General features: G+C 59.9%; 20 protein-coding genes. All 20 read right to left on the reverse strand.

Annotation, left to right across the window (positions count from 1 at the left end; genetic code table 11):
* Positions 1–5 precede the first annotated feature (5 nt).
* The 20 genes from NKJ23_RS16230 to NKJ23_RS16325 all read right to left on the reverse strand — a co-directional run bounded on the left by NKJ23_RS16230 (position 6) and on the right by NKJ23_RS16325 (position 19,586).
* Positions 6–665: a hypothetical protein gene (locus tag NKJ23_RS16230; RefSeq protein ID WP_352681054.1), complete on the reverse strand. Its 660-nt coding sequence runs from the start codon at positions 663–665 to the stop codon at positions 6–8.
* Positions 665–1,597 (reverse strand): hypothetical protein, encoded by a 933-nt coding sequence (locus NKJ23_RS16235; RefSeq protein ID WP_352681056.1) that lies wholly within the window; start codon positions 1,595–1,597, stop codon positions 665–667. The genes NKJ23_RS16230 and NKJ23_RS16235 overlap by 1 nt, the downstream gene beginning before the upstream one ends.
* A gap of 5 nt (positions 1,598–1,602) precedes the next feature.
* The gene (locus tag NKJ23_RS16240; protein ID WP_352681058.1) at positions 1,603–1,986 is read right to left on the reverse strand and encodes a phage tail fiber protein; all 384 of its coding nucleotides are present in this window, start codon (positions 1,984–1,986) and stop codon (positions 1,603–1,605) included.
* Positions 1,987–2,007: 21 nt separating this feature from the next.
* A complete protein-coding gene (locus tag NKJ23_RS16245) occupies positions 2,008–4,272 on the reverse strand; it encodes a phage tail protein (RefSeq protein WP_352681061.1) in 2,265 nt (754 codons plus the stop codon).
* A gap of 160 nt (positions 4,273–4,432) precedes the next feature.
* Positions 4,433–4,642, reverse strand: coding sequence for a hypothetical protein (locus tag NKJ23_RS16250; RefSeq protein WP_352681063.1), 210 nt, complete (start codon positions 4,640–4,642; stop codon positions 4,433–4,435).
* Complete coding sequence (locus NKJ23_RS16255; protein ID WP_352681066.1) at positions 4,639–4,881, reverse strand: hypothetical protein; 243 nt, start codon at positions 4,879–4,881, stop codon at positions 4,639–4,641. Before NKJ23_RS16255 ends, NKJ23_RS16250 begins: the two co-directional genes overlap by 4 nt.
* Positions 4,882–4,931: 50 nt before the next feature.
* A complete protein-coding gene (locus NKJ23_RS16260; RefSeq protein WP_352681068.1) occupies positions 4,932–5,840 on the reverse strand; it encodes a phage BR0599 family protein in 909 nt (302 codons plus the stop codon).
* Between the two features lie 14 nt (positions 5,841–5,854).
* Entirely contained in the window at positions 5,855–7,426 is a 1,572-nt protein-coding gene (locus NKJ23_RS16265) for a hypothetical protein (RefSeq protein ID WP_352681069.1), read from the reverse strand.
* Positions 7,426–9,345, reverse strand: a complete 1,920-nt coding sequence (locus tag NKJ23_RS16270) for a phage tail protein (protein ID WP_352681071.1) — start codon at positions 9,343–9,345, stop codon at positions 7,426–7,428. The genes NKJ23_RS16265 and NKJ23_RS16270 overlap by 1 nt, the downstream gene beginning before the upstream one ends.
* Before the next feature lies 1 nt (position 9,346).
* The gene (locus tag NKJ23_RS16275) at positions 9,347–10,648 is read right to left on the reverse strand and encodes a hypothetical protein (RefSeq protein ID WP_352681073.1); all 1,302 of its coding nucleotides are present in this window, start codon (positions 10,646–10,648) and stop codon (positions 9,347–9,349) included.
* 55 nt (positions 10,649–10,703) lie between these two features.
* Positions 10,704–14,504 carry a phage tail length tape measure family protein gene (locus NKJ23_RS16280; protein ID WP_352681075.1) on the reverse strand — a complete coding sequence of 1,267 codons (3,801 nt, stop codon included), beginning with the start codon at positions 14,502–14,504 and terminating at the stop codon, positions 10,704–10,706.
* On the reverse strand, positions 14,494–14,727 hold the full coding sequence (locus NKJ23_RS16285; protein WP_352633525.1) for a hypothetical protein: 234 nt from the start codon (positions 14,725–14,727) through the stop codon (positions 14,494–14,496). Before NKJ23_RS16285 ends, NKJ23_RS16280 begins: the two co-directional genes overlap by 11 nt.
* Positions 14,728–14,756: 29 nt before the next feature.
* On the reverse strand, positions 14,757–15,173 hold the full coding sequence (locus tag NKJ23_RS16290; RefSeq protein ID WP_352681077.1) for a phage pre-tape measure protein: 417 nt from the start codon (positions 15,171–15,173) through the stop codon (positions 14,757–14,759).
* Between the two features lie 9 nt (positions 15,174–15,182).
* On the reverse strand, positions 15,183–15,974 hold the full coding sequence (locus NKJ23_RS16295) for a phage tail tube protein (protein WP_352681079.1): 792 nt from the start codon (positions 15,972–15,974) through the stop codon (positions 15,183–15,185).
* Positions 15,975–16,021: 47 nt separating this feature from the next.
* Positions 16,022–16,549, reverse strand: coding sequence for a hypothetical protein (locus tag NKJ23_RS16300; protein ID WP_352681081.1), 528 nt, complete (start codon positions 16,547–16,549; stop codon positions 16,022–16,024).
* Positions 16,542–17,156, reverse strand: coding sequence for a hypothetical protein (locus tag NKJ23_RS16305; protein WP_352681083.1), 615 nt, complete (start codon positions 17,154–17,156; stop codon positions 16,542–16,544). Before NKJ23_RS16305 ends, NKJ23_RS16300 begins: the two co-directional genes overlap by 8 nt.
* Entirely contained in the window at positions 17,153–17,455 is a 303-nt protein-coding gene (locus NKJ23_RS16310; RefSeq protein WP_352681084.1) for a hypothetical protein, read from the reverse strand. Before NKJ23_RS16310 ends, NKJ23_RS16305 begins: the two co-directional genes overlap by 4 nt.
* A gap of 98 nt (positions 17,456–17,553) precedes the next feature.
* The gene (locus tag NKJ23_RS16315; protein ID WP_352681086.1) at positions 17,554–17,934 is read right to left on the reverse strand and encodes a hypothetical protein; all 381 of its coding nucleotides are present in this window, start codon (positions 17,932–17,934) and stop codon (positions 17,554–17,556) included.
* 77 nt (positions 17,935–18,011) lie between these two features.
* A complete protein-coding gene (locus tag NKJ23_RS16320; protein WP_352681088.1) occupies positions 18,012–19,106 on the reverse strand; it encodes a major capsid protein in 1,095 nt (364 codons plus the stop codon).
* A gap of 51 nt (positions 19,107–19,157) precedes the next feature.
* Positions 19,158–19,586: a hypothetical protein gene (locus tag NKJ23_RS16325; protein WP_352681090.1), complete on the reverse strand. Its 429-nt coding sequence runs from the start codon at positions 19,584–19,586 to the stop codon at positions 19,158–19,160.
* Between the last annotated feature and the right edge of the window lie 29 nt (positions 19,587–19,615).

The following is a 19,615-nucleotide window of genomic DNA, read 5'->3' on the forward strand; positions in this document are numbered from 1 at the left end:
TGATTTCAACCGATCGGTGAAATTGCGTAGGTAAAGGCGACGCATTTGACGGACGACCCGAGTGTGAGAACGCCGGGGTCTTCGACCGAGGCCGTGGCTGTTTTCTCGGCCGATGAAACTCTGTAAAGATTGGTGGTGCTGGCACCGGTAAGGCCGTTGGAATATCCGCTCGAATAGGCCGATGCCGTTGTCGTGGGATAGTCGGCGCCAGCGATCCACAGATACTTCTTCGAGCCGCCAGCTGGTGTCAGCGATGGAGGATCGGGGTTAAGAGTGGTCGCCACCGTCGGGGTGCCGAATTCAATCACTCCAGACGTGGCGGAAATCTCACGCATAATCGAGCAGGTGGCGTTGTTACCATGAACAATCGTGACGCCAGTCTCGCCGCCAGCCGCAACCTTGTAGAAAATACCAACCGTCTGCGCCCCGCCGTTTGAGAGGTTGCCCGAAGCCCATAGCGTGTAGCCTGCCGGCGTCGTTGGGGCCGCTGCGTTGGTCTCGCAAACGAACTCAATGACGATAAGGTTTCCGGCTGTCGCAGCGGCCCATGTCAGCACAGTGGAGGTAGCGCGCGCAGCCGATCCTGAAGCGACTCGCTGCACCACGTTCGGTGCCGCCGAGGCACCCATGGCGGCCAATAGCGCCATTTGGCTGACGGAAGCCATTACGTGAGTCCTACGCCAGAGATTCGCCAGCGGGTCGCGGAGACCTTGAGCGCGGTAGCCTGGCCTCCTGACGCCAGGGTTCGCGAGCCTGTGCTTCCGGCTGCCCCGACCAGCACCAAAGTGTCGGTGTCGATGGCGATCGTAATGACGCCTGCGCCGATATCGTTGTCGAAGGTCAGTGCTGTTCCGTTCGGGTAAGGAACAGCGGCATTCGAGGGGATTGTGAAAATGCGCGCCGTCGCGTCGGCAGGCGGGTGATAGATCGCCTTACCCCCGTCGCTGAGTACAAGTCCATAAGCTGCGCTTTGGCTGTTGATCCGAATCAGCGACGAAAGCTGCGCATCGTACGCTTGAACGTTGGTGCCGATCACCAGACCGAGAAGCGTCCGCATGGCCGCATAGTCGGCGGCAGAGACTAGCGAACGGCCGTTGGCAGAGGCGTCGGTGATGTCGGCCACGGCTATTGCCAGGGCCACCTTTAGTGCGGCCGCGCTGATCGCACCAGAAAGCGCCGCGACAGACAGCACCGCTTCGGTCGGCGTGCGAAGCTCGACCCAATTTGCCAGTGTCGTCGCAGGCGCGGTCTTGAGGATGTAGGACTTGTTCAGGTCCGAGCGAACGGCGATGTCGCCGCGCTGCGCAGTCAGCGCCAGCATAGCGGCCTGAGACGCGACCTCGAAAGTATCCGTGATCGCCAGCGCCGGCAGGATCGCTTCATCGAGCAAGCCGCCCGCATCGAGCACCGGCACGTTTCCGGCGCCAGTGCCGGTGTTCTTCGTCGCAGCCGTCCCGATGTCTTCCGCGAGCTTGGCACTGTCAGCGAGGTTCTTGGCGATGGTGCGAATATCGGCTGGCGAGATGTCGCCGGTCGTGTTGTCGTTGAGATTGGTGTCGGCATCGCTGTTAAGCTGAGCCCTGGTGCGCACGGCCATAGCGTTTAATCCTGTCCCATGATGATGCTGCCGATCGGGAAGCTGATCGTGTCACCGTCGTTGATGACAATCGAACTGATGGCCTTCCATGCGAGCAGGTTGCCCGCCGTCAAGGCATCGAAAACACCGACATGGGTGATGGTGCCGAAGTTCGCACCGGTCGCCAGGAAGTCGATCAGGTTCGTATTCGCCATTGCCCCACCGGCAGCGGCTCCGAACGTCACCGCCTTGCGTGCATAGCCGCCGCCAGTGACCTGCGTGCCGCCGCCCGCGTCGGTGGGCGCTGCTGTGTAGAGCGCCAGATAGATGGTCGCGGGCGGCGTATAGGCAGTGTTCCGAAACACGTGATCGAGGATTTTGTTTTCGAGATAGTCGGAGAAATCAGCCATGTGCGTTGATCCTGATGGGGTTTAGCGGAAGCCTGCCGAGAAGCCCGACGTGAAGGCTCGCGCGCGTGACGCGGAAAGTGAACCGCCGCCCTGGAAGGACACCGAGCGGAGGATTTTCTTCCTGGGCGAGATGGTCATCGAGCCGGCGCCGTTTATCGTGGCGTCGCTGAAGAAGCGCGTGATCAGGTAGACGAGCAGACTCATTGCCTGAAGCGATTGAAGCCCGTCCCGCTCTGCCGTTACTGAGATGCGGGCGCGCCTGATGCCTGCCACGTCCGTGAGCGGAATGACCTTGGATGATCCTGCCAGCATCGAGTAAGTGACGATCGGCGCACCGGCTTCGGTGGTCACCATGACTTTCGAGGTCTGGCCCACTTCGCCGGCAACGCCCGAATCGTTCCACTTCATCGCCTGCGTGGACTCGAGCACCCGGTTGCGGTTCGCCCACGTCACAGTCAGTTCGGTTGCCTCGTTCGCGTCGACGATCCCGAAGCCCACGCCGTTCACTTGGACGTTCGCAGGCCGGTTCGGCAGATAGGGACGCTCGGTCAACGAGACATTGACCTGCGGCGTGTCTTCCAGGTCGAGTTGCCCGGATGTGGTTTTGGTCTGAATCCAGTAGGCGGTGTCCTCGAAGGCGGAACGGATCGTATCGTCGACTACAGGCACCGCTGGCGGGATGACGAAGGCTCGCGTGCCTACCGGCCAGTTGCGCGGGATCGTATCGAGCATTCCACGGTTGAGATGATATCCGTCTACGTCGATCGCCTGCACGGTGGCGATCTCGGTGTATTCGTCTGGACCCAGGCCGATCAGGATGAAACTGCCGGCGATCGGCTCGGGGCCGCGCAATCCGGTGAGTTCGGGTATCACGGTTTCCGATTCAGCGATCAAGCCGCTAAGGATTGCCCAGGTGCCGCGATAGGGGCCGCTTCCAAGAGATTCCCGCGTCGTGGTGCCGTTGACGTCGGTCACATTCGACACCAGGTCGTAGCCAACATCATCATCGCTGTCGGCGCCCACGGTCACCGCGCTCAGGACTTCCGGGTAGACCAGTTCAGACGGATCGCTGAGCGACAGCGCTGCCGCCGTCATGAACGCTGGTGCGGTGCCCAACTGGTAATAGGTCGCCGCCGTTGGTGGTAGCGATGGATTGACCCATGCGGTATCGCCAGGGACCAGGTAGCTCGCGTGATCGAGACCGAATATGTCCTCGTAGAGGGTTAGGTCGACCGTGTTCTCGCCCTTGTTAACCTCGGAGACGCGAAACACGATCTCGTCGATGTTGAACTGCGGCCAGGATACCTTCACCACGTCGTTGGCAACCGTGTCCCAAAAAGCGCGGGTGACGGTTGCCTCGCAGGTGGCAATGGGATTGACCATAGTGGCCAAATCGCGATCGGCTAGTTTGATGGCCAATGCCTCGGAGGCCACGCCATAGTAGTTTTGCGATGACGAGACGACGCCACCCTCGGCCGCGATGCCGGCGAGGTCTTGCGACGAGACTGTTGCTTCCTTGCCGGTCTCGGGGTTCGTGTAGGTGACGACGATTTCGTTGGAAATTTCACCCCAAGCCTTGCGCTTGAACGACGACAGTTTCGCATTGCTCGGATCGATGACTGGCAGCGCCTCAACATCGTAGTCGCCGCGCAGAAGCTTGAGCGTGTGCTTGCCGGTCGAAGGGTTGACGAACAACGCGGCTTGGATATGCGTGAGAATTTCGCCGATGAACTTGCCGACTTCGCTTTGACGGGTCCAGATCATGTTGAGGCCGAAGCCTTCGTTGTAGAGCGTCTGCGCGGCGGCCTCGAACGTCGGCTTGTCGATCGCACTCGGCAGTTCGCCCATGCCCCAACCGGTGTTGGTGAGGCATTCGTAGATCATGTGCGCGGGGTTCGAGGCGTACTGCTGGTTGCCCTTCGAATCATCCGGAATGCGAAGCATGGCAATGGCGGGATTCAGACCGATGGAGGGTCGTCGCACACGCGCTGACAATGCCCGCAGATAGGGATTGTTGGCGCCTAAATAGAAGCCGCCCTTGTTGTTGCCAGGGTTACCGGCAAGGCTCGATATAATGCCCGGTATCCACCACGGCGGACTGCTCGGCTCAGATGCTGCTTTCGTGCCGGTCAGAAAGATGCTGGTCAGCCCCCGGAAGCCAGGGCACGTTGCACTGGTCAGCCCAAGTTTCGTGGCCAAGGTCTCGGGCATGGCCTGGTCCGACTTGCCCGGCAACCACCAGACGAGACCCTTGACGCCGCCCTCTTTCTTGAGGCCGCCGAACAAGCTCGGCTTGTTGATGGGGAACACAGCCTGATCGGCCGCATCGCCGCGCCAGAATTCCTTCTCGCCGTATTTTAGAGCTATCAGGCTGAGCCCTTCGCCAGCGGCGCAGATGCCCACGTGCAGGGACATCGTGTATTCGTGGATTTCGACCTTGCTGGATTTACCGCCCATCGGATGCGCCCTTGGCACGGATGGATTCAACCACGCGATCGATCACCGCGTCATACCCGTAGCCGCGCAATTCCGATGCTTTGGCGCCCTCGCGGATGAACTTGGTGAAGTCCAGCCCTGCGGTCTCGAAACCCTTCTTAGCGCCCTTGACGCAGTAGAGCACGCGGATATCAGCAATGGTGAGATGGGGATCGTTCACGCCTTGATCTTCCGCGTCGTCGTTGCCTTGTCGCCGAACCAGACGATGTTGACGCCGGTCACTTCGATCTCGCCGAACACCACCGGAATGGGCCGGCCGCCTTCTGCGGTCGGACTGTCCATGTCGGTGACTTCATCGGTCTTCTCGCTCTTGGACTTCGGCATCAGCAGATAGCCGAGTGCCTGCAAGGCAATGCCGATGATGAGGTTGATCAACAGAGGGATTAGGAAGAACGGCATGGGGCAGACCTATCGCACAATATCACGTGTTTGTCACGTTAAACGTGATTTTAATAGAACTGGCTTTTCTGCGACAGCGGGTTTTCCAGGGGTATGAACGGTTGACCGCCGTAGTTGCGGATATTTGAGCCACCGGCCACGCTGTCGATGTGCTGATTGCAGCCGCTCATCTGACGATTGCAGCCACGGATCACCGACAAGGTTGTGCCAGGCGCAAGCCCTCTGCCGGCGCCACGGACTGTGATCACCAGCCCTGCGGGATGCACGGCCGAAATTGTCCGCAGTTCCTTCTGGCCCGTGTCGGAATTCGCCCATTCGAGCAGCCCACCAACGTATTGTGCGTAGGTCGCGCCGAGGCTGACATCCATCGTGATCACGTTGCGAACGACTGAAACCGTTTCCCGCGTCACAGTTGCGGCGGCCTTGCTCGCACCGCAACTGGTCGCGTCGTAGAGCGCGTGCGGACAGCCGAGTTGGTAATTGCGACGCAACCCCGGCCGCTTGATCGACGTGGAGACCGGCACGCACGACAAATCGAGTTCGTTGTCCTTGTAGGCACCGCTGGTGATGCGACCGAGCCAGACAGCGGGGAAATTCCCCACGGTCACGGCATCGCCCACATGGCCTTCGAAGATCGTCAGGTTGACCACCTGAGACGGCGGATAGGCGAGGAACAGTGTATCCATCTCCGAGCCGAGCGCCATCGACACCGTGAGGTCGGATTTGTCCAGCGTGCCGTCATGCGACAGGTCGCTCTTTTTGATCGGCCAAGGGTGAAAGGTCGTATCGACCGAGTTTCCTTCGCTGTCGAGAATCGGTCGAACGATATCGGTCTCACCGTCGCAAAAGGCGAACGGGCCGAGCGGCACATCAGCGGTTTCGTTTTCAGCACCCCGGATAAGATAGAGGGTGATTGGCGCGCCGCTGTAGCGACTGGATTCTCGGGTGTCGAACGTCATTGTCGAATTGATCCTTAAAGACTGTTCGGGATGGCAAAGATGTAATATCGCAGCCCTAGTGCCGGGTCATCAGGGTAGACCGGATTGGTGCCGCCACCATCCATATCGTAGGGGTTGCTGCCCGCCATGTAGAAATCCACGCTCGTCTCATGGAGGTTAGCCCACGAGCTTCTGGCCGTGCATCGGCCGGTCCATGAGCCGGCGTCGACGAAGACCTGATGCATTCCGTTATCGCTATTGGACACGACCCTGTTGGTTTCCGGGAACACCACAATTTGCTTGACGTATGGTTTGAATTTCGGATCGGGGTTGGCAAAAGAAACGGTGGCCATTCGCTCACCCTTATGGCGTGCACCGCTGGCGACCACGGTCGGAAAGTCAGTAGGCCAAACAAGCCACCCTTCCGCGATGATCGGCATATAGGCCAGACGCGTGTCGATGATGATGTCATTCAGGCCCGGCGCGAGATCGGACGAGCCTGGGCGCTTGATCTGGATGAAGTCTTGCACCCCATCGTTGCCCTTCAGGAGCACCTTCTTTCCGCCTGTCGTGTGAGCCTGGTCGTCGGAGGCGTGAATGACATAACGAACTGTGATCGCAGATTCCGCGAGGTTTGTGATCAGAATGCTCTGTGCCTGTACCTTGTAGGTGAACCCCAACTCTTGGTCTTCGCCCGTGCCAATGAAATAAGGCGGGTTCCAGAATTCAGCATCGGCTTGCCGTTTGACATGGAAATCCATGGAAGTCAGGATGCTGAGTGGCAGCGGCGTATTGATTGTCACCGTCCCGCCGAGCGCGATGTTTACGTCCCCAGCCGCCATGATTTTGGCCGGGATTTTGTCCTCGTGGAAGATGTAGTGGTTGGGGTCCGTGTCACTAACGTCGCGCCCCGGCAATGCGAGGCGGGCCGTCGTGGGGCTCAGAAGCAGCACCTGCTGACCAGAAACAGGTGTCGTTGAGTAATCTGTCAGAGGAACGTCGCGTATGGGCAGACGCCACACGGTTTCGACATAACTTTTGCCACTGGAAGTGAAAATCCTGTAGCATTCCCTGCGATAGTCATTCCAGTTTACGTTCCTAAACCCTACCGTCCAATTGGCGATTTTGCCATTCATGCTTACTATTTTGCCGCTATAATTACCAAGTGTTTTGTCAAGCAGCGGTCCCTTAAAAGTATCGGTCGTTCCTGCTTCAAGTTGTTTATACTCGACCAGCGGCATATACCCAAAGTCCCAGAATTCTTTGAATAGATGCTTAGACCAATTACCAACCTCGCCCTCGTTGTAAATTTGGCCTCCACAAGTATTTCCCATGACACCACCGGGGTTTGTGGTGATTGGCGTGGTCCAGTGAAAATCACCTGGATTAAAGAACCAAACACTCATGCCGTTCCAGCCACTGCCGCCGTAGGTTATGTGCAATTCGGTGATCATATATTCGATATGACTGAGCTTCGTGTTCTCGCTGTCGAACTGAAACTTGCCGACGTTGGAGGACGGCTCGGCACGCAAATCGGTCCCATTATCCAGCGCAATGCGCAGCGCTGGGTTGCCGTTGGCAAGAATTCCATATCCGAGTTTTGGCATCAGGGCACCGCAATGGAGATGAAGCCGGCGTCCAGGTCGATGATCATTGTGCCGGCAACGTTCTGCAAAAGGCCCGTCGTTACAGTTCCGAGATCAGCGGAGATCGCCGACAGAGCAGTGACATCCAATCTATCCGCAGTGACAGCGCCAGCCGCGAGCAGAAGGGTCGTGATCGAATTCGCCTTCATCTGAGCGGTATCGACCGAGCCAGTTTTGATGTGCGAGCCGTCGATGATCGTGCGACCATAGTCTGTCACGAGGTCCAGGCCGCCCTTGTAGGTGGCCAGCACAACACGATCGGCCTGGAACGCGGTGGCCACTGTCGTCGTCGCGGCGAGTATCGTGCCGCCCTTGACGTAATAGACGTACAGGGTGCCGGTGGTCCAAATTGCCGATGAGCCCGAGGCGATGTTGAACGTAGCGATATTGCCATCGTCGCCGATGTACTTGATCGTGCCTGCGGACCACGCGACGCGGTTGGTGGCCGGCTTGTTCGACTCGAATTCCAAGCCTTCGATGGTGAGTCCGCGCTGGCCGAAGACCGCCTTCTCGGCCGTCACACTGCCCACGGACAGCATAGCGCCGTCAATGTATGTGCCGCCACCGGCAATCCAGTTCGACAGATCGACGCCCGTTGAGATCGAGATGCTACCAGGCAGAATTTTCGTCGAACCGAGGTTCACGCCGGCTGCCGGGTTGTCGATCCTGTATGCGCCATTGACCAGTATCTCCCCGGTCATCGTGGTCCCAGCGATCAGCTTGGCCGCGTCGAGGTCTGTGATGTGAGCGTCTTCAATGACCGCGTTGGCGATCTGCGCAGAACCGGTGATGACAGCATCATCCGCGACCAACTGGTTTGCGCCGATCGTCTGCGCCAGGATGAGGCCGCCGTCCGTGAACGCCTTGCCGAGGACAAGCTGCAAATCTGTCCCGCCTCGGTAGATGGCGAGAATGACGGAGTCGTCGGCGTAGAGTTGGGTGAGCGAGGTCGTCGTGGTGATTTCGGTGGCGCCCGGCACATAGCAGACGTAGACCGTACCGCTGATCCAATCCACTTGTCCGCTCGGCAGCGCCTGGATTGTCGGCTCGTCACCCGACAGACCGAAACTGATGTTGCCAGCGGTCCATTCCAGGCGGTTGCCGGTGTCCTGCCCTGGCGCGAACGTCACTCCGATGAGCGCAACCTTGATTTCACCGCGCAGTTCTCCGGTCGTGGCGTTGGCGACCGTTGACCACGGCGAAACGTTCCCCGACGTGTCGACGGCGCGAACCCAAAACTTCAGCGCTGTTCCCATGTCCAATCCGGCCCGAACGAAATTGTTCGCCAGCGTCGTGTGCGAAGGCGTGGCGCTTTCGAGTGGCGTGGCATTGCTGGCGCTCTCGTAAAGCTCGTAGCGCGCCAGGTCGCTTTCCGTATTGGCAATCCAGGTGATCCAGATCGATTCGAGGCCGGCGTTGATCTGGATGCCGATCGGCATGGCAGGCGGAATGTCATCGGCCGCCGTGGTGTGCGTCACCGGAGCGCAGTACAAGGACGGATTGCCCGATTTATCGACGGCTCGGAGCCACGCGCTATACGCGACGTTTGGCTTGGCCGCCATCGTGTAGATTTCGGCGGACGTCTGAAGTCCGATCCAACTGCCGTCACCCTCTTTGACTTGGAAATCGTAATAAAGGAAGTCACCTTCGCTGTTGAAATCCCAGGCGATCGTCAGGATTGTAACGCCATCGACGATCTCGGACGTGAGCGTCAGACCTTCAGGAACGGCCGGTGGCGTGGTATCGATCAGCGCGGCGATATCCTCTGGCGTAACCGATCCGAGGGCACCAGTGGCGGCGCCTGCGATCAGCAGGTTCAACTTCTCCCTGATGCTGAGACCAGATTCGCCGTTCTCGATGGGGTTGATTACGACCGGCATCTCAATCCTGCCAAACCGAACCGTCTTGCCACTGGCCGTTGTCGCGCCACTGGCCGGTTGCAAGAATCCAGTTGTTGCCGAAACTATCCTCGGAGGCGAGGTTGGCCAGCGTGACAAAGGACAGCGAAATGTTGGCCACGCCGTTGCTGATCCACTGAATGGTGAACGCGTCCTGCGCGAAGCGCGCCACGAACATCCACGAGATCGACGCAATCTGATCTGCGGTGGTGCCGATCAGGTCGGTGGTGGCGATCAGCGTGTCACCGCTGTCGGTGGTCATGCCGGTAATTTCGTGAGGGATCAGGTCGCCGCTCTTGGTTCGGATCAACAGGGATCGGTGAGCGTTGTCCGCACCGTAGGCGTCGAAGAACTCTGTCCCGGTGACCCTGATGTTGTGGCCGGTCACGATTTCCACTGGCGGGAAGTCTTTGCCCCAAGTCGAGACGAAGATTTCGCCGGCCCGGCCTTTGGCGCGCATAAAGACATCGAGCATAGCCATGGCGTCTGCATGGGAGACTGCCAGGTAATTGGCCGTCAGCGTCCGCGAGATTGCCGGAACCGGGGTGAAGGTCTTCGTGACGCCACGGCCGTAGTCGACGGTCTCGAAGGCGAGGTTGAAGACCATTTGCGGCTGCTGCAGATAGTTCGGTTTCCGCAGAAGCACGTAGCGGCCATAGAAGATCGCGGCAGGGCCGAAAAACTGCGTGGTCTCGGCATTAGGACCGTCGTCGATCGGCAGCGGGTCCGGTGTGCGGACGACTGTGCCGGGCTCGACATCGAGCTTGAGAGCCGACGTGGCAGCGAGCGTAGTATAGATCGATAGCGTGGTGCTCTTGCCAAGCGACGCCGGCAGCAGCGGCAGAAGTTGCGCGCCATGGCCGACAGAGCCGACGACACCAGTGGTCAAGACAACCTGGTTGCCGGAGACGAAATCAACGATGATCTTGCGAGCCTGTCGGCCAGACAGAAGGGCGCAAGTCATGCTGCCCGTAAGCCAGGCAGGAACGCGATCCACGGTCAGAACTGTCCCGCCGTTTGCGACCGTTTCTATCAGGATCGCGCTGTCAGCCGAGAAGTCACTGATCTCAACTTTGCCGTCTCTTGCCAGGTGAAGCGCGTCGGAGAAGCCCCGAAGCCGGTCACCATCGAGCAGCACTGCGGCTTCGATCGAGCGGCGAGGCTGCACGCGCAAAGACCGACGTTGTTCACTGCCATCGCGGGTCGTGAAAACGTCGGTCTTGAACTCGTAGGTGTCCCGCACACCGTTCTGCCAGTTGGGGACGATGGGAAGAAATACGGCCATGCGTGTCTTTCACGTATATGCGTGAAAATACCCTCTAGCGTGATTTTTGCAAGCGCTAAGTGTTGTTGATCGCGGCCGCCACTTTCCGCGAATTCCTGGTGAGGAAATTCAGGAAGATGCGTTCACCGGCCACGTTCGAAAGAGCGTGTTCGAGCAAGTCGGCAGGATCGAAGAGGTTGATGTTTTTCAGGTTCACAGCCTGCCCTTGTCCTTGGCCTCTGCCGCCGCCACCAGCAACAGCGCCTCCATTGCTGACGTGGCGCGGATCGTCCCTCGTGATCACTTCTTCATCCTTGAGAGCGATAATCGGAACCTCGTTTGGCCCGAGGCCGGCGATGCCACCACCGTGGAAGCGTTGGGCGCCAGCAAAGATCATCGGATTGACGGCCTTGCTGCCCGAGCCTGACGAACTGCCGACGACACCGCCCCCGTGGAACAACGAAGTAATGAAGCCGCCAATCCCGCCGCTGCCGCCAGCGCCTGAGATGGCATTGAACAGCGCCTGCTTGATGATCGCCTTGCCGATCTCGATCAGGAATTCCGCTATCCCCTGAAGGAGCGCATTGAAGAATGCCTGTACTGCGTTCTCGCCATCGGCAATCGCCTGCGCGAACGCGCCGAATGCATTGGCGCCGATGTCCGCCAGTTCCTCGTTGATCTGTTGCGCCTGCGGCAGAAACTGCTTATCGAGCTTCTGCAGCATCTGGCCGATGCCGTCGTTGATAGCCCGTAGCTTTGCGATTTCCTGCTCGGCACCGCTGCCGCCGATCGCCTGCCAAAAGGCAATGGCGAGCGGAATGGCTTCTTTCAGCTTTTCTTCGACGCTGCCGATCTGGCCGATAACGTCCTGCACCTTGCCTTGATCACCGGCCGTTTGCGCAATCTGCAAGCTTTCGAACAGCGCTGTGCGCTGCGCGACCAGGCGATTCACCGCATCGTTCGCATGTTGAAGATCGAACTGCGCGGCGGCCTGTTGCTTTACCAGGTTGATCTGCTGCTGCGTAAGTTCGACACCGGCCTTTTTGGCGCGGACTTCTTCGTCGGTGAGAGCCTTCGCAATGAACGCTTCCCGATTTTCCTTCGTCTTGAAATCCAGTTCCGCTGCGGCAGCTTCGGCACGAGCGTTGAAATCCCTCTCGTATTCCTGCGTCTTCTTGGCCTGTTCAGCGATACCTGCATAGGCGGCAAGGACACCCTCGGCTTTCGCCTTGTGGGCATCCATCTGCTCGCTGACTTTATCGAGCACAGTGCCCGGCGTGCCACCGTTCCTTTCATCCGAAGCATTGATCTTGGATGCGCTGCCGGCGTTGATCGCTGCGTAAATCTGCAACAAGCTGTCGCCGGCTTTGACACCGGCATCACTGAGATACTTGCCAGCGGCTTCGACCTGAGCCTCGATTGACGAATTCTGGTTGACACCATACCTCGCCTGATTCTCGGGACTCATCTGGATAAGCCCAGCGTATTTGCCGCCCGCGCCACCCATGATAGCGGGGTTGAACGTGCCTTTTGTCTCGAAGGAAATCGCGGTCAGCAGGTCTTTGGCGCTGAGTTGCATCTTCTCGGCGAGCGCCGAAACGGCGGCCACCAGCGCAGCCATCTGCGCGCCCTGCGGCGTCCCGCGTTGCGCGGTGTATTGTGCCTCATAGTTGACGTGGGTTGCGTCAAATGCCATCCCCGCCTGATTGCGGATTTGCTTCGTCTGCTCGGCCGTGAGATCGAGTACGTCCTGGTTGAGCGCCTTGGCCTTTTCGAGCGCGGCATTCTTCGCCTTCAGCAATTCGGCTTCGATGTAACGCTCGCGATTCGTAAGCTCGGCCTGCTTGGTTTCGAGCAGAAGCGATTCACCCTGCTTGTCGATGACTTCCTGTATGTCCAGGCGAGCCTTCTTGTCGGCCTCGGTGAGCGCGCCTGCTTCTTGCTGCGCAAGGCTGCCATCCTTGATGGCCTCAAGCTCGGCGCGGCGCGCATCGACGATCTCCGCGAGCGCGGCGCGCTGCGCTTCCAATGCGCCGATATCGGCGTAGACGGTATGACCCTCCTCCAGGAGTGCTTTTTGCTCGGCAAGCGTCGCGTTGATCTCGACGAGCTTTGCGCGTGCAGCCTCTAGGTCGGGCGTACCACCCACCGCATTGGCGACATTGTTGGCGACATCCGCCACGGCCTTCACGTCTTGGGCAAACAGTTTCAGTTGCCGTGCCGCGAAGCCAAGGACGCCGGAACGCTCGATCGCGGTGACGAGATTATCCCAGGCTTCGGCCATCGCATCGGTCGCCTGAGTCCATTCGGACGCTTCCCCGGCAGATGCGGCCAGCTTGCCAGCCAGTGCTGCCTGCGCGAAGCTCATCGCACCCGTGGTGTCGCCGGCCTTTTCCATGGCCCGGATCGTTTCAAGCTGCGATGCGGTGAGGAAGTTGAGTTCCTTGTCGAGGTCCCTGACATCCTCGACCGTGCCAGAGAATGCGGTGGAGAGGCGTTTGCCGGCCTCACCAACGCCCTCGCCGGTTACGTCATCCAGTTGCTTCGCCAGCTTAGCAAGAGGCTCGAAATCCTTCTGCGAAATGCCGTCTTTGACAAACTGCTTGATGATGGTTCGGGCAGCATCGGTCGCAATGCCGAATTCACCCATCCTCTGAGTCGCGTTCGCCAGTTCCTCGGCGCTGTAACGGCTGCCGTCCGCCGAGAGCGCGAGTTCCCTTGAGAAAATCTGGATCGACTCGGACAACGCGTGCATCCGCATCGCAGCGGCGATGAACGGCGACAGCACAGCGGTCACGCCGGTTAGGATAGGGATCGAACGGGCGAGCGCCACCATGACGCCCGGCCAGATTTGCGCGAACTGTCCCGCCTGCTGGGCGAGAATCTGCAACGGCGCCTGGCCCATGGCGAGACCGGACACAACGTCGTTGACCTGGTAGCCGAGGTTGGTCAACTGCCACGGCTTGAGGCCGAAGACTTCAACGTCTTGCGCATCGCCCTTGGCACCGCCCTTGGCACCGCCCTTGGCACCGCCTCTGCCGCGTTGGCGGGTGAGCGATTCAGTTGCCGCGTCAGTCTTGGCCTTGAGCGCGCCCTGCGCGGTGGCCGCCGTTTTCGAGGCTGCCGTCAACTTGTTCAACTGTGTTGCAGCGTCCGCAACCGCCACGGCTTCCCTGTCTGCCGCTTCTGCGTTTCGGATGAACGCTGCGAAACCCGATTGCGTCGGATTATTCAGCCGCTCCTGAATCTGCGCCTTCAGCGCAGCGACTGCCGCTGCTTTTTCGTCGGCAGCCCGAACCCTGTTTATGGCATCGACATAGCGTGACCAGTGGGCGAAGCCAGACTGGACAACGGTGTTGAGTCGCTGCTGTATTTCCACCTTCCGTGCGGCGACCGCAGCAGCTCGTTCCTCGGCAGCAGCACTCGCAACCAGTGCGGTCTTAGCGGCGTCCGCAGCACCTGCCTCTCGCTGCATGGCGGTGGCGAGACGATCGAACGCGGCATAGCCGGTTGTTGCCGCACTGTTGATCTGGCCGAGCGCTGCGCGCTTCGTCTGAATGGCGGCAGCCGCCTCGCGCGAGCGGTCGCGGACAAGCTTGATGGTCTCGCCAAGCTCGCGCATCTCGGCCGCGCTCAGCGAGCCGGCCTTGGATGCATTGGCCTGGACGGCGCGGTAGCGTTCGACTTCGGAGGTCAGTCGCTTGTAATTGGCAACTGCGGCGTTGAGTTCGCCTTCTGCCACGCCGAGGACCGCCCGGCGACCCGAAGCCTTGGCAGCGGCGGACAGTCTGGTCTGCTGCTGCTCAAGGTTCTTCAGGACTTTGGAATATTCGTCGCGCGCCTTGACGGCGAATTCTACGACTCTTTCACGTGCCATCAATCATGCCCTTCAGGTGCTTGGTCAGTTCCTTGGCGGCTTTCTTGGTAGCGGCAGGCTTCACGCTCATGTTCGGGATGCTGGAGAGCGCCATCTGCAAGAGCGAGATTTCCGAGGCCATTTGAGCGTTGATGCGTCTGACCACGTAGCTCGCTTCTGCAAAAACCATCCACACTGGATAGGTGAGTGCGGTAGGGTGTCCGTGATCGAGCAATAGGCTCACTTGGCGGCGGACACCCTCTATCCAGAGACTCAGGTTTTCGGGAATGTCAGGCTTACCGCCCCCTGCATTGCCCCGGCGACGATCTCCATCAGTTTTTCCAGCCCACCCTCACCCACAAGCGTGAGCTTGAAGATTTTTTCGAGTGCTTCGGCCTGAACACGCAGCGGAAGCTTCGCGGCCGTCGCCGCGCTTTGCGGTGCGTCCATTCCGCAGGCGATGACCAGCGAAGCCAGCGGCACAAAATCACCGACCATCCTGATGGCGATGTCTTCGACGCTGCCTTGGAGCGTCCCAGCAATGGCCTGACTGTAGAGTTCGGCCAGCACTTGCTGATGCCCACGGACGATGAGGGCAATGTCGGGGAGGCAGAGGCCGCGAACCGCAATGGATTGCCCATTGAAGTCCACGGTCTCTGTCGGGAAAATCAGCGTCTCCAACTGATTCATGTTCGTGCCTTACGCCAGCACCCGGCCGTCGCGATAGGCGAGCGCCAGGATACCTTTCTTGAGGACGGTGATCGACAGCGGCAGTGTCTGGAAAGCCGTCGACTCGGGGTCGTTCAACATCGACATGTCACCGTTCGGCGCAAGGATCGCGCGCGGGATGGTGATGTCAGCCTGGGCGCCGATCGGATTGAAGGAGATAAACTTCAACTCACCTTCGATCTGCTGTTCGCCAGCAACCACCTGCTCGCGCGACGATGCCGCGACGTTGTATGTGACCTTGAGGGTGCCACCGATCGCAGCGCTGCCCACCGGAATCTCGACGATCCCGAGATCGGTGTCGATCAGGTAGTCGGTGCCGAGCACGCGAGGAACAGGCGTGCCTGCACCATCGGTCACGGCGGTCGTCGTCACCTTGCGATAACCGGACGGATTGGTGTCGCTGCGGCCGAGTTGGAAGGTGTCGCCGGCCTTGACCAGGAGGAACGTCTCGATGAGACCCGTCTGAATGGTCGTCGAGAGGGTCGTCGTATTGCCCAGGTACCAGTACGCCAGGTTCTCTGTCTTGATGTCGTCGGTGAGCACCGAACCGTTCATGGTCGAGGAAATGACAAGCTGCTTGTCCAGCACCTTGAGGCCCTGCTGTGAGCAATAGTGTTGCAAGGTCTCGGATTCGCGCGTCAGCGTGAATTCCGGGCAGTTGCCGAACTCACGGAAAGGGCCGGGCGTCTGCGTGCCGGCCAGGTACTTCGCGAAAAAAATCTTTCCGCGCGGGACCAAGAGGTTGTTGGAATTGAAGTCCATGCTGAAGCTCCTTCTTTGGTGATTATCACGTATAACGTGATTTTGTGTTAAGCGAAAGGTGTCTCCAAATTTTCTGCGAGCGTGAGCGTCACGGGCACCAGAAAATACGCGACGGCGGAAACATCGTCGTCAGGCGGACGATGCACTGGTTGCCCGATCGAGAGCCCCATAACGCAGGGGCCAGTGCCACCGAGGCCAAGCAGGTTGAAGCGCTCCTTTTTTCCGTCCACCAGGGCCTTGATGACCTCGGCGGAAAGATTGTAGGCAGGGTCCAGCGGATGAGTTTTGTCATCCTTCACGAAGCCCTGAATCAGGATGCGAAACTGATTGACGGCCGCGACCGAATTGCTGGTGCCATTCAGCGCGTCGGCTGGCCGAGGGTCTTCCAACACTGCCAGCATTGGGAGCGGGTCGTTGTCGCCGTAGATCGTGCGGCCTCGGAATACCCGCTCGGCAACGCGGCCCGCGCTGTCCGTGTAGTCGGACAGATCGCCGATGTAGCCGGCTGCCGGTGTGATCGACTTGAGGCGAGTGCAAACCGCCTTCATGACGCGCAGGCGGAAAGGGTCAGCCATTGTCCAGCAACTCCAGTTGGCGGTTGAATTCGTCTTCGAGAAAGTCCAGCATTTCGGGGGTCATATCTTCGAAAATGCCGCCGTCCACTGATGCCGCGCTCAGCGCCTGGTCAACGGACGGGCCGTAGAGCAGCCATAGGTTCTTGCCGATCGACTTCGGTTTATAGGCGCCGGCCGGCGCCGCGCCGTTGGTGCGAACGGCTAGGCCGATGTTGTTGTTTCGAAGGCGCAGCAAGAAGGCGCGGCTGATCGATTTGCGCTGGCCGGGCTTCACCATCACATTGACCTTGCCGCCCGTGTGACGCGCGCCACCTTGAAGCACCGTCTGCCGGCTGAACCGCGCGAGCGACGTCGGTGATCCACGCCCTTCGATGATCGTTGTGAACGCGCCCTTGCGAGCGCGGGTCTTCACCCACAGGCGCTTGCTCGATGGGGAGACGTAGGAGGCAGGGAAAGCGATCTGCTCGCGGGCAGCGCGGGCGGCGCGTGTGCGGCCACGGTCTGCGGCGCGGTTGAGCGCGCGTGTCAGCGCCATTTCAACCGTGTTGCTCATTTCAGGGATGAAAGAGAACTGGTCGAACTCGACCACGATCAGCGCCGCGCTCACAGCAAGATGCCTTCGAAGGCGGCAGAGGCAGTGTCGCTTTGGGCGAGCAGCGCAACAAGATCAGCTTTGGGAACCTTGGAGACTTCCACCGACAAGTAACCCTCACGCTCTATGCTCGGGCCGGTGATGTATGCTTCGGAGTTGCCAAAAATGACGTAGGCGTTGGCCAGAACTTCGCTCAGTTCATCTGTAATCTGGAAAACGATTCGAGTGGCAGTGTCGATCTGCGACGCTGACCAATCAGCACCTTGAACGTCGGAAACGATCGGGCGGCCATGCAGGCGCACATCGACGCGCATGGGAGTTCCGGCAGTGTGTGTGAGATACACTGCCGGAATCTCGAAGGTCCGGTGAATGGCACCGAAAGCCTTCCGCTTCTGATCGCGCCAACCGGCCATTAGACGAGTGCGTCCGCCTTCGCAGCTTCCTCGGCGGCCAGTTTCGCAGCTTCCGCCTCGGCCAGTTTCGCAGCTTCCGCCTCGGCGAGCTTGGCGAGCTTGGCGGCTTCCGCCTGGGCGAGCTTGGCGGCTTCCGCCTCGGCCTTCGCAGCGGCTTTCGCCTCGGCCTTGGTCTTTTCGGGTTTGCCCTGGACAATCGGAGCGGCTTCCTTCTTGAAGCCGGCGAGTGTGATTTCGTCGTCGGTGGCCTCGACCACCGCGCGGAGCGCGAGCATGGATTCCAATTCCTCGCCTTCCAGTTCGGCGATGCCGTTCGGATAGACAACAGGCGGCTTCGCGTCGTTGGCGCGCATGATCGTGTGAATTGCCTTGATGAACATCTATGTCTCCATCGTGTTTTGAGAAATCGGCCCGGCAGTGATTTGCCGGGCCGTGGGCCTTATTTCAGGGTCGTGGCCTAGGCCAGGACGCGGGCCTTGAACGTCCGGTTCGGGTAGAGCGGAACCGGAAGCGGCGAGGACTGGTGCATCAGGAACTGTTCGCCGGGGTCCTGGGTCGTGAACATCTTGGCGAACACGCGCTCGTTTTCGAGACCGTTCTTGATCGCTTCCACGTCGTAGATCGCGCCGTAACAACGAACGCCGTTGGCGCCCGGAGCAACGAGCAGCACGTCCTTCTCGTTGAACAGGTCGATCTTGGTCTTGCCGCCCGAACCGTTCGGGATGTCCACCGTGTCCTTGTAGGTCAGGACTTCCAGGCCGTTCGTCAATTGACCGATGCGGGTCAGCGGACGCTCGGTGCGCATGATGCCAAGGTCCATCTGCACCGAAGTGTTGCCACGGTAGTTCGTGTCCAACGCGGCCTTGATGCCGGTGTTCTTCCGGAAGACCGGGGCGACCTTCGCGCCCACGATAAGCTGCGCCGCAGAGCCGCCACCGTTGGCGAGATACATGGTGCTCATCCAGCCTTCGACATCGCCGAGAATGTCGGTTGCCGGATCGTCCCAGAAGTTCGCCGACTTGACGACGGTGTGACCCGCGTCACGGCCGAAATCGAGCAGGACGGATGGATGGTCGGTGCCCTGATCGCGGTCGTAGTTGATCTGCACTTTGCCGTCGATGAGCGCGCGAGCGGCCATCCAGGCTTCGCGGGTGTCGATCATGCGCAGGTGCCGCTGGGTGATCTCGGTCGTGCGCATGTCGAAGCGTTCCGCGATGGTTGGCTTGCGGCCGGCGTTGCGGAAAACCTCGGACGGACGGATGTTCTTCACATCGGTCGGACGCACCGCGTCCTTGAGCTTGATGTAAGGAACGGTGATGGCGTTGATCTTCTCGCCCCTGGTGCCCTGCGTCGGCTTGCCCTGCTCATAAGGCAGCACAAACGGCGCGAGGAAGCGATCCGCTTCGGGCAAGTCGCCGAAGCGGATTTCGCCGTCTTCGGAGTAGTGCGACAGTGTGAAGTACGTGTCGAGGAAGTATGACGGGATCGCCGCCATACGCGTGTCTTCGCGCAGAGCGAAAAGGTCTTTCGGAGTCCAGAGTTCGATGGCCATGGCAGTCTATCCTTGTTGATGTCGCGGTCGGATGCGAACGTGTTGTCGGGGTTACGGGGTTGCCACGGTCGCGCCGAAGTAGACTTCGCGAACGACAATGTTGGTGGGGGTGGCTGCGCCGTTGAACGCGTTGAGCTTCAGCGCATCCGTGTTGTAGGCGGCCGGCCAGGTGATCCGGTGCTTGGCGAGGCAACCCGCGCGCAGCACCGGGATGCCGATGTTGGCGGTCAAGCCGTCGATCGGATACAGGGTGATGCCGATAGCGGGAGTGCCCGGAGCAGCCACGACGAGCTTGCCGGCACCGTCGAGCATGACCGGGGAGTATGCGGCCAGGGCCGCGCCGTTAAGCGCGATCATGTCCACGGTCACGACCAGCGGGGATTCGCCGACGATGAGCCCTTCGAGCGCCGCGTCGATGGTGTCGTTCCACTGCGACGGAACACCGGCAGTGTGAGCGAGGTTTGGGGTAACAATAGCCACGTTGATGGCTCCTTCTGGGTTTGAGGTTT

Origin of the sequence: Mesorhizobium sp. M0184, from assembly GCF_040322215.1 — a bacterium.
GTDB lineage: Bacteria > Pseudomonadota > Alphaproteobacteria > Rhizobiales > Rhizobiaceae > Mesorhizobium.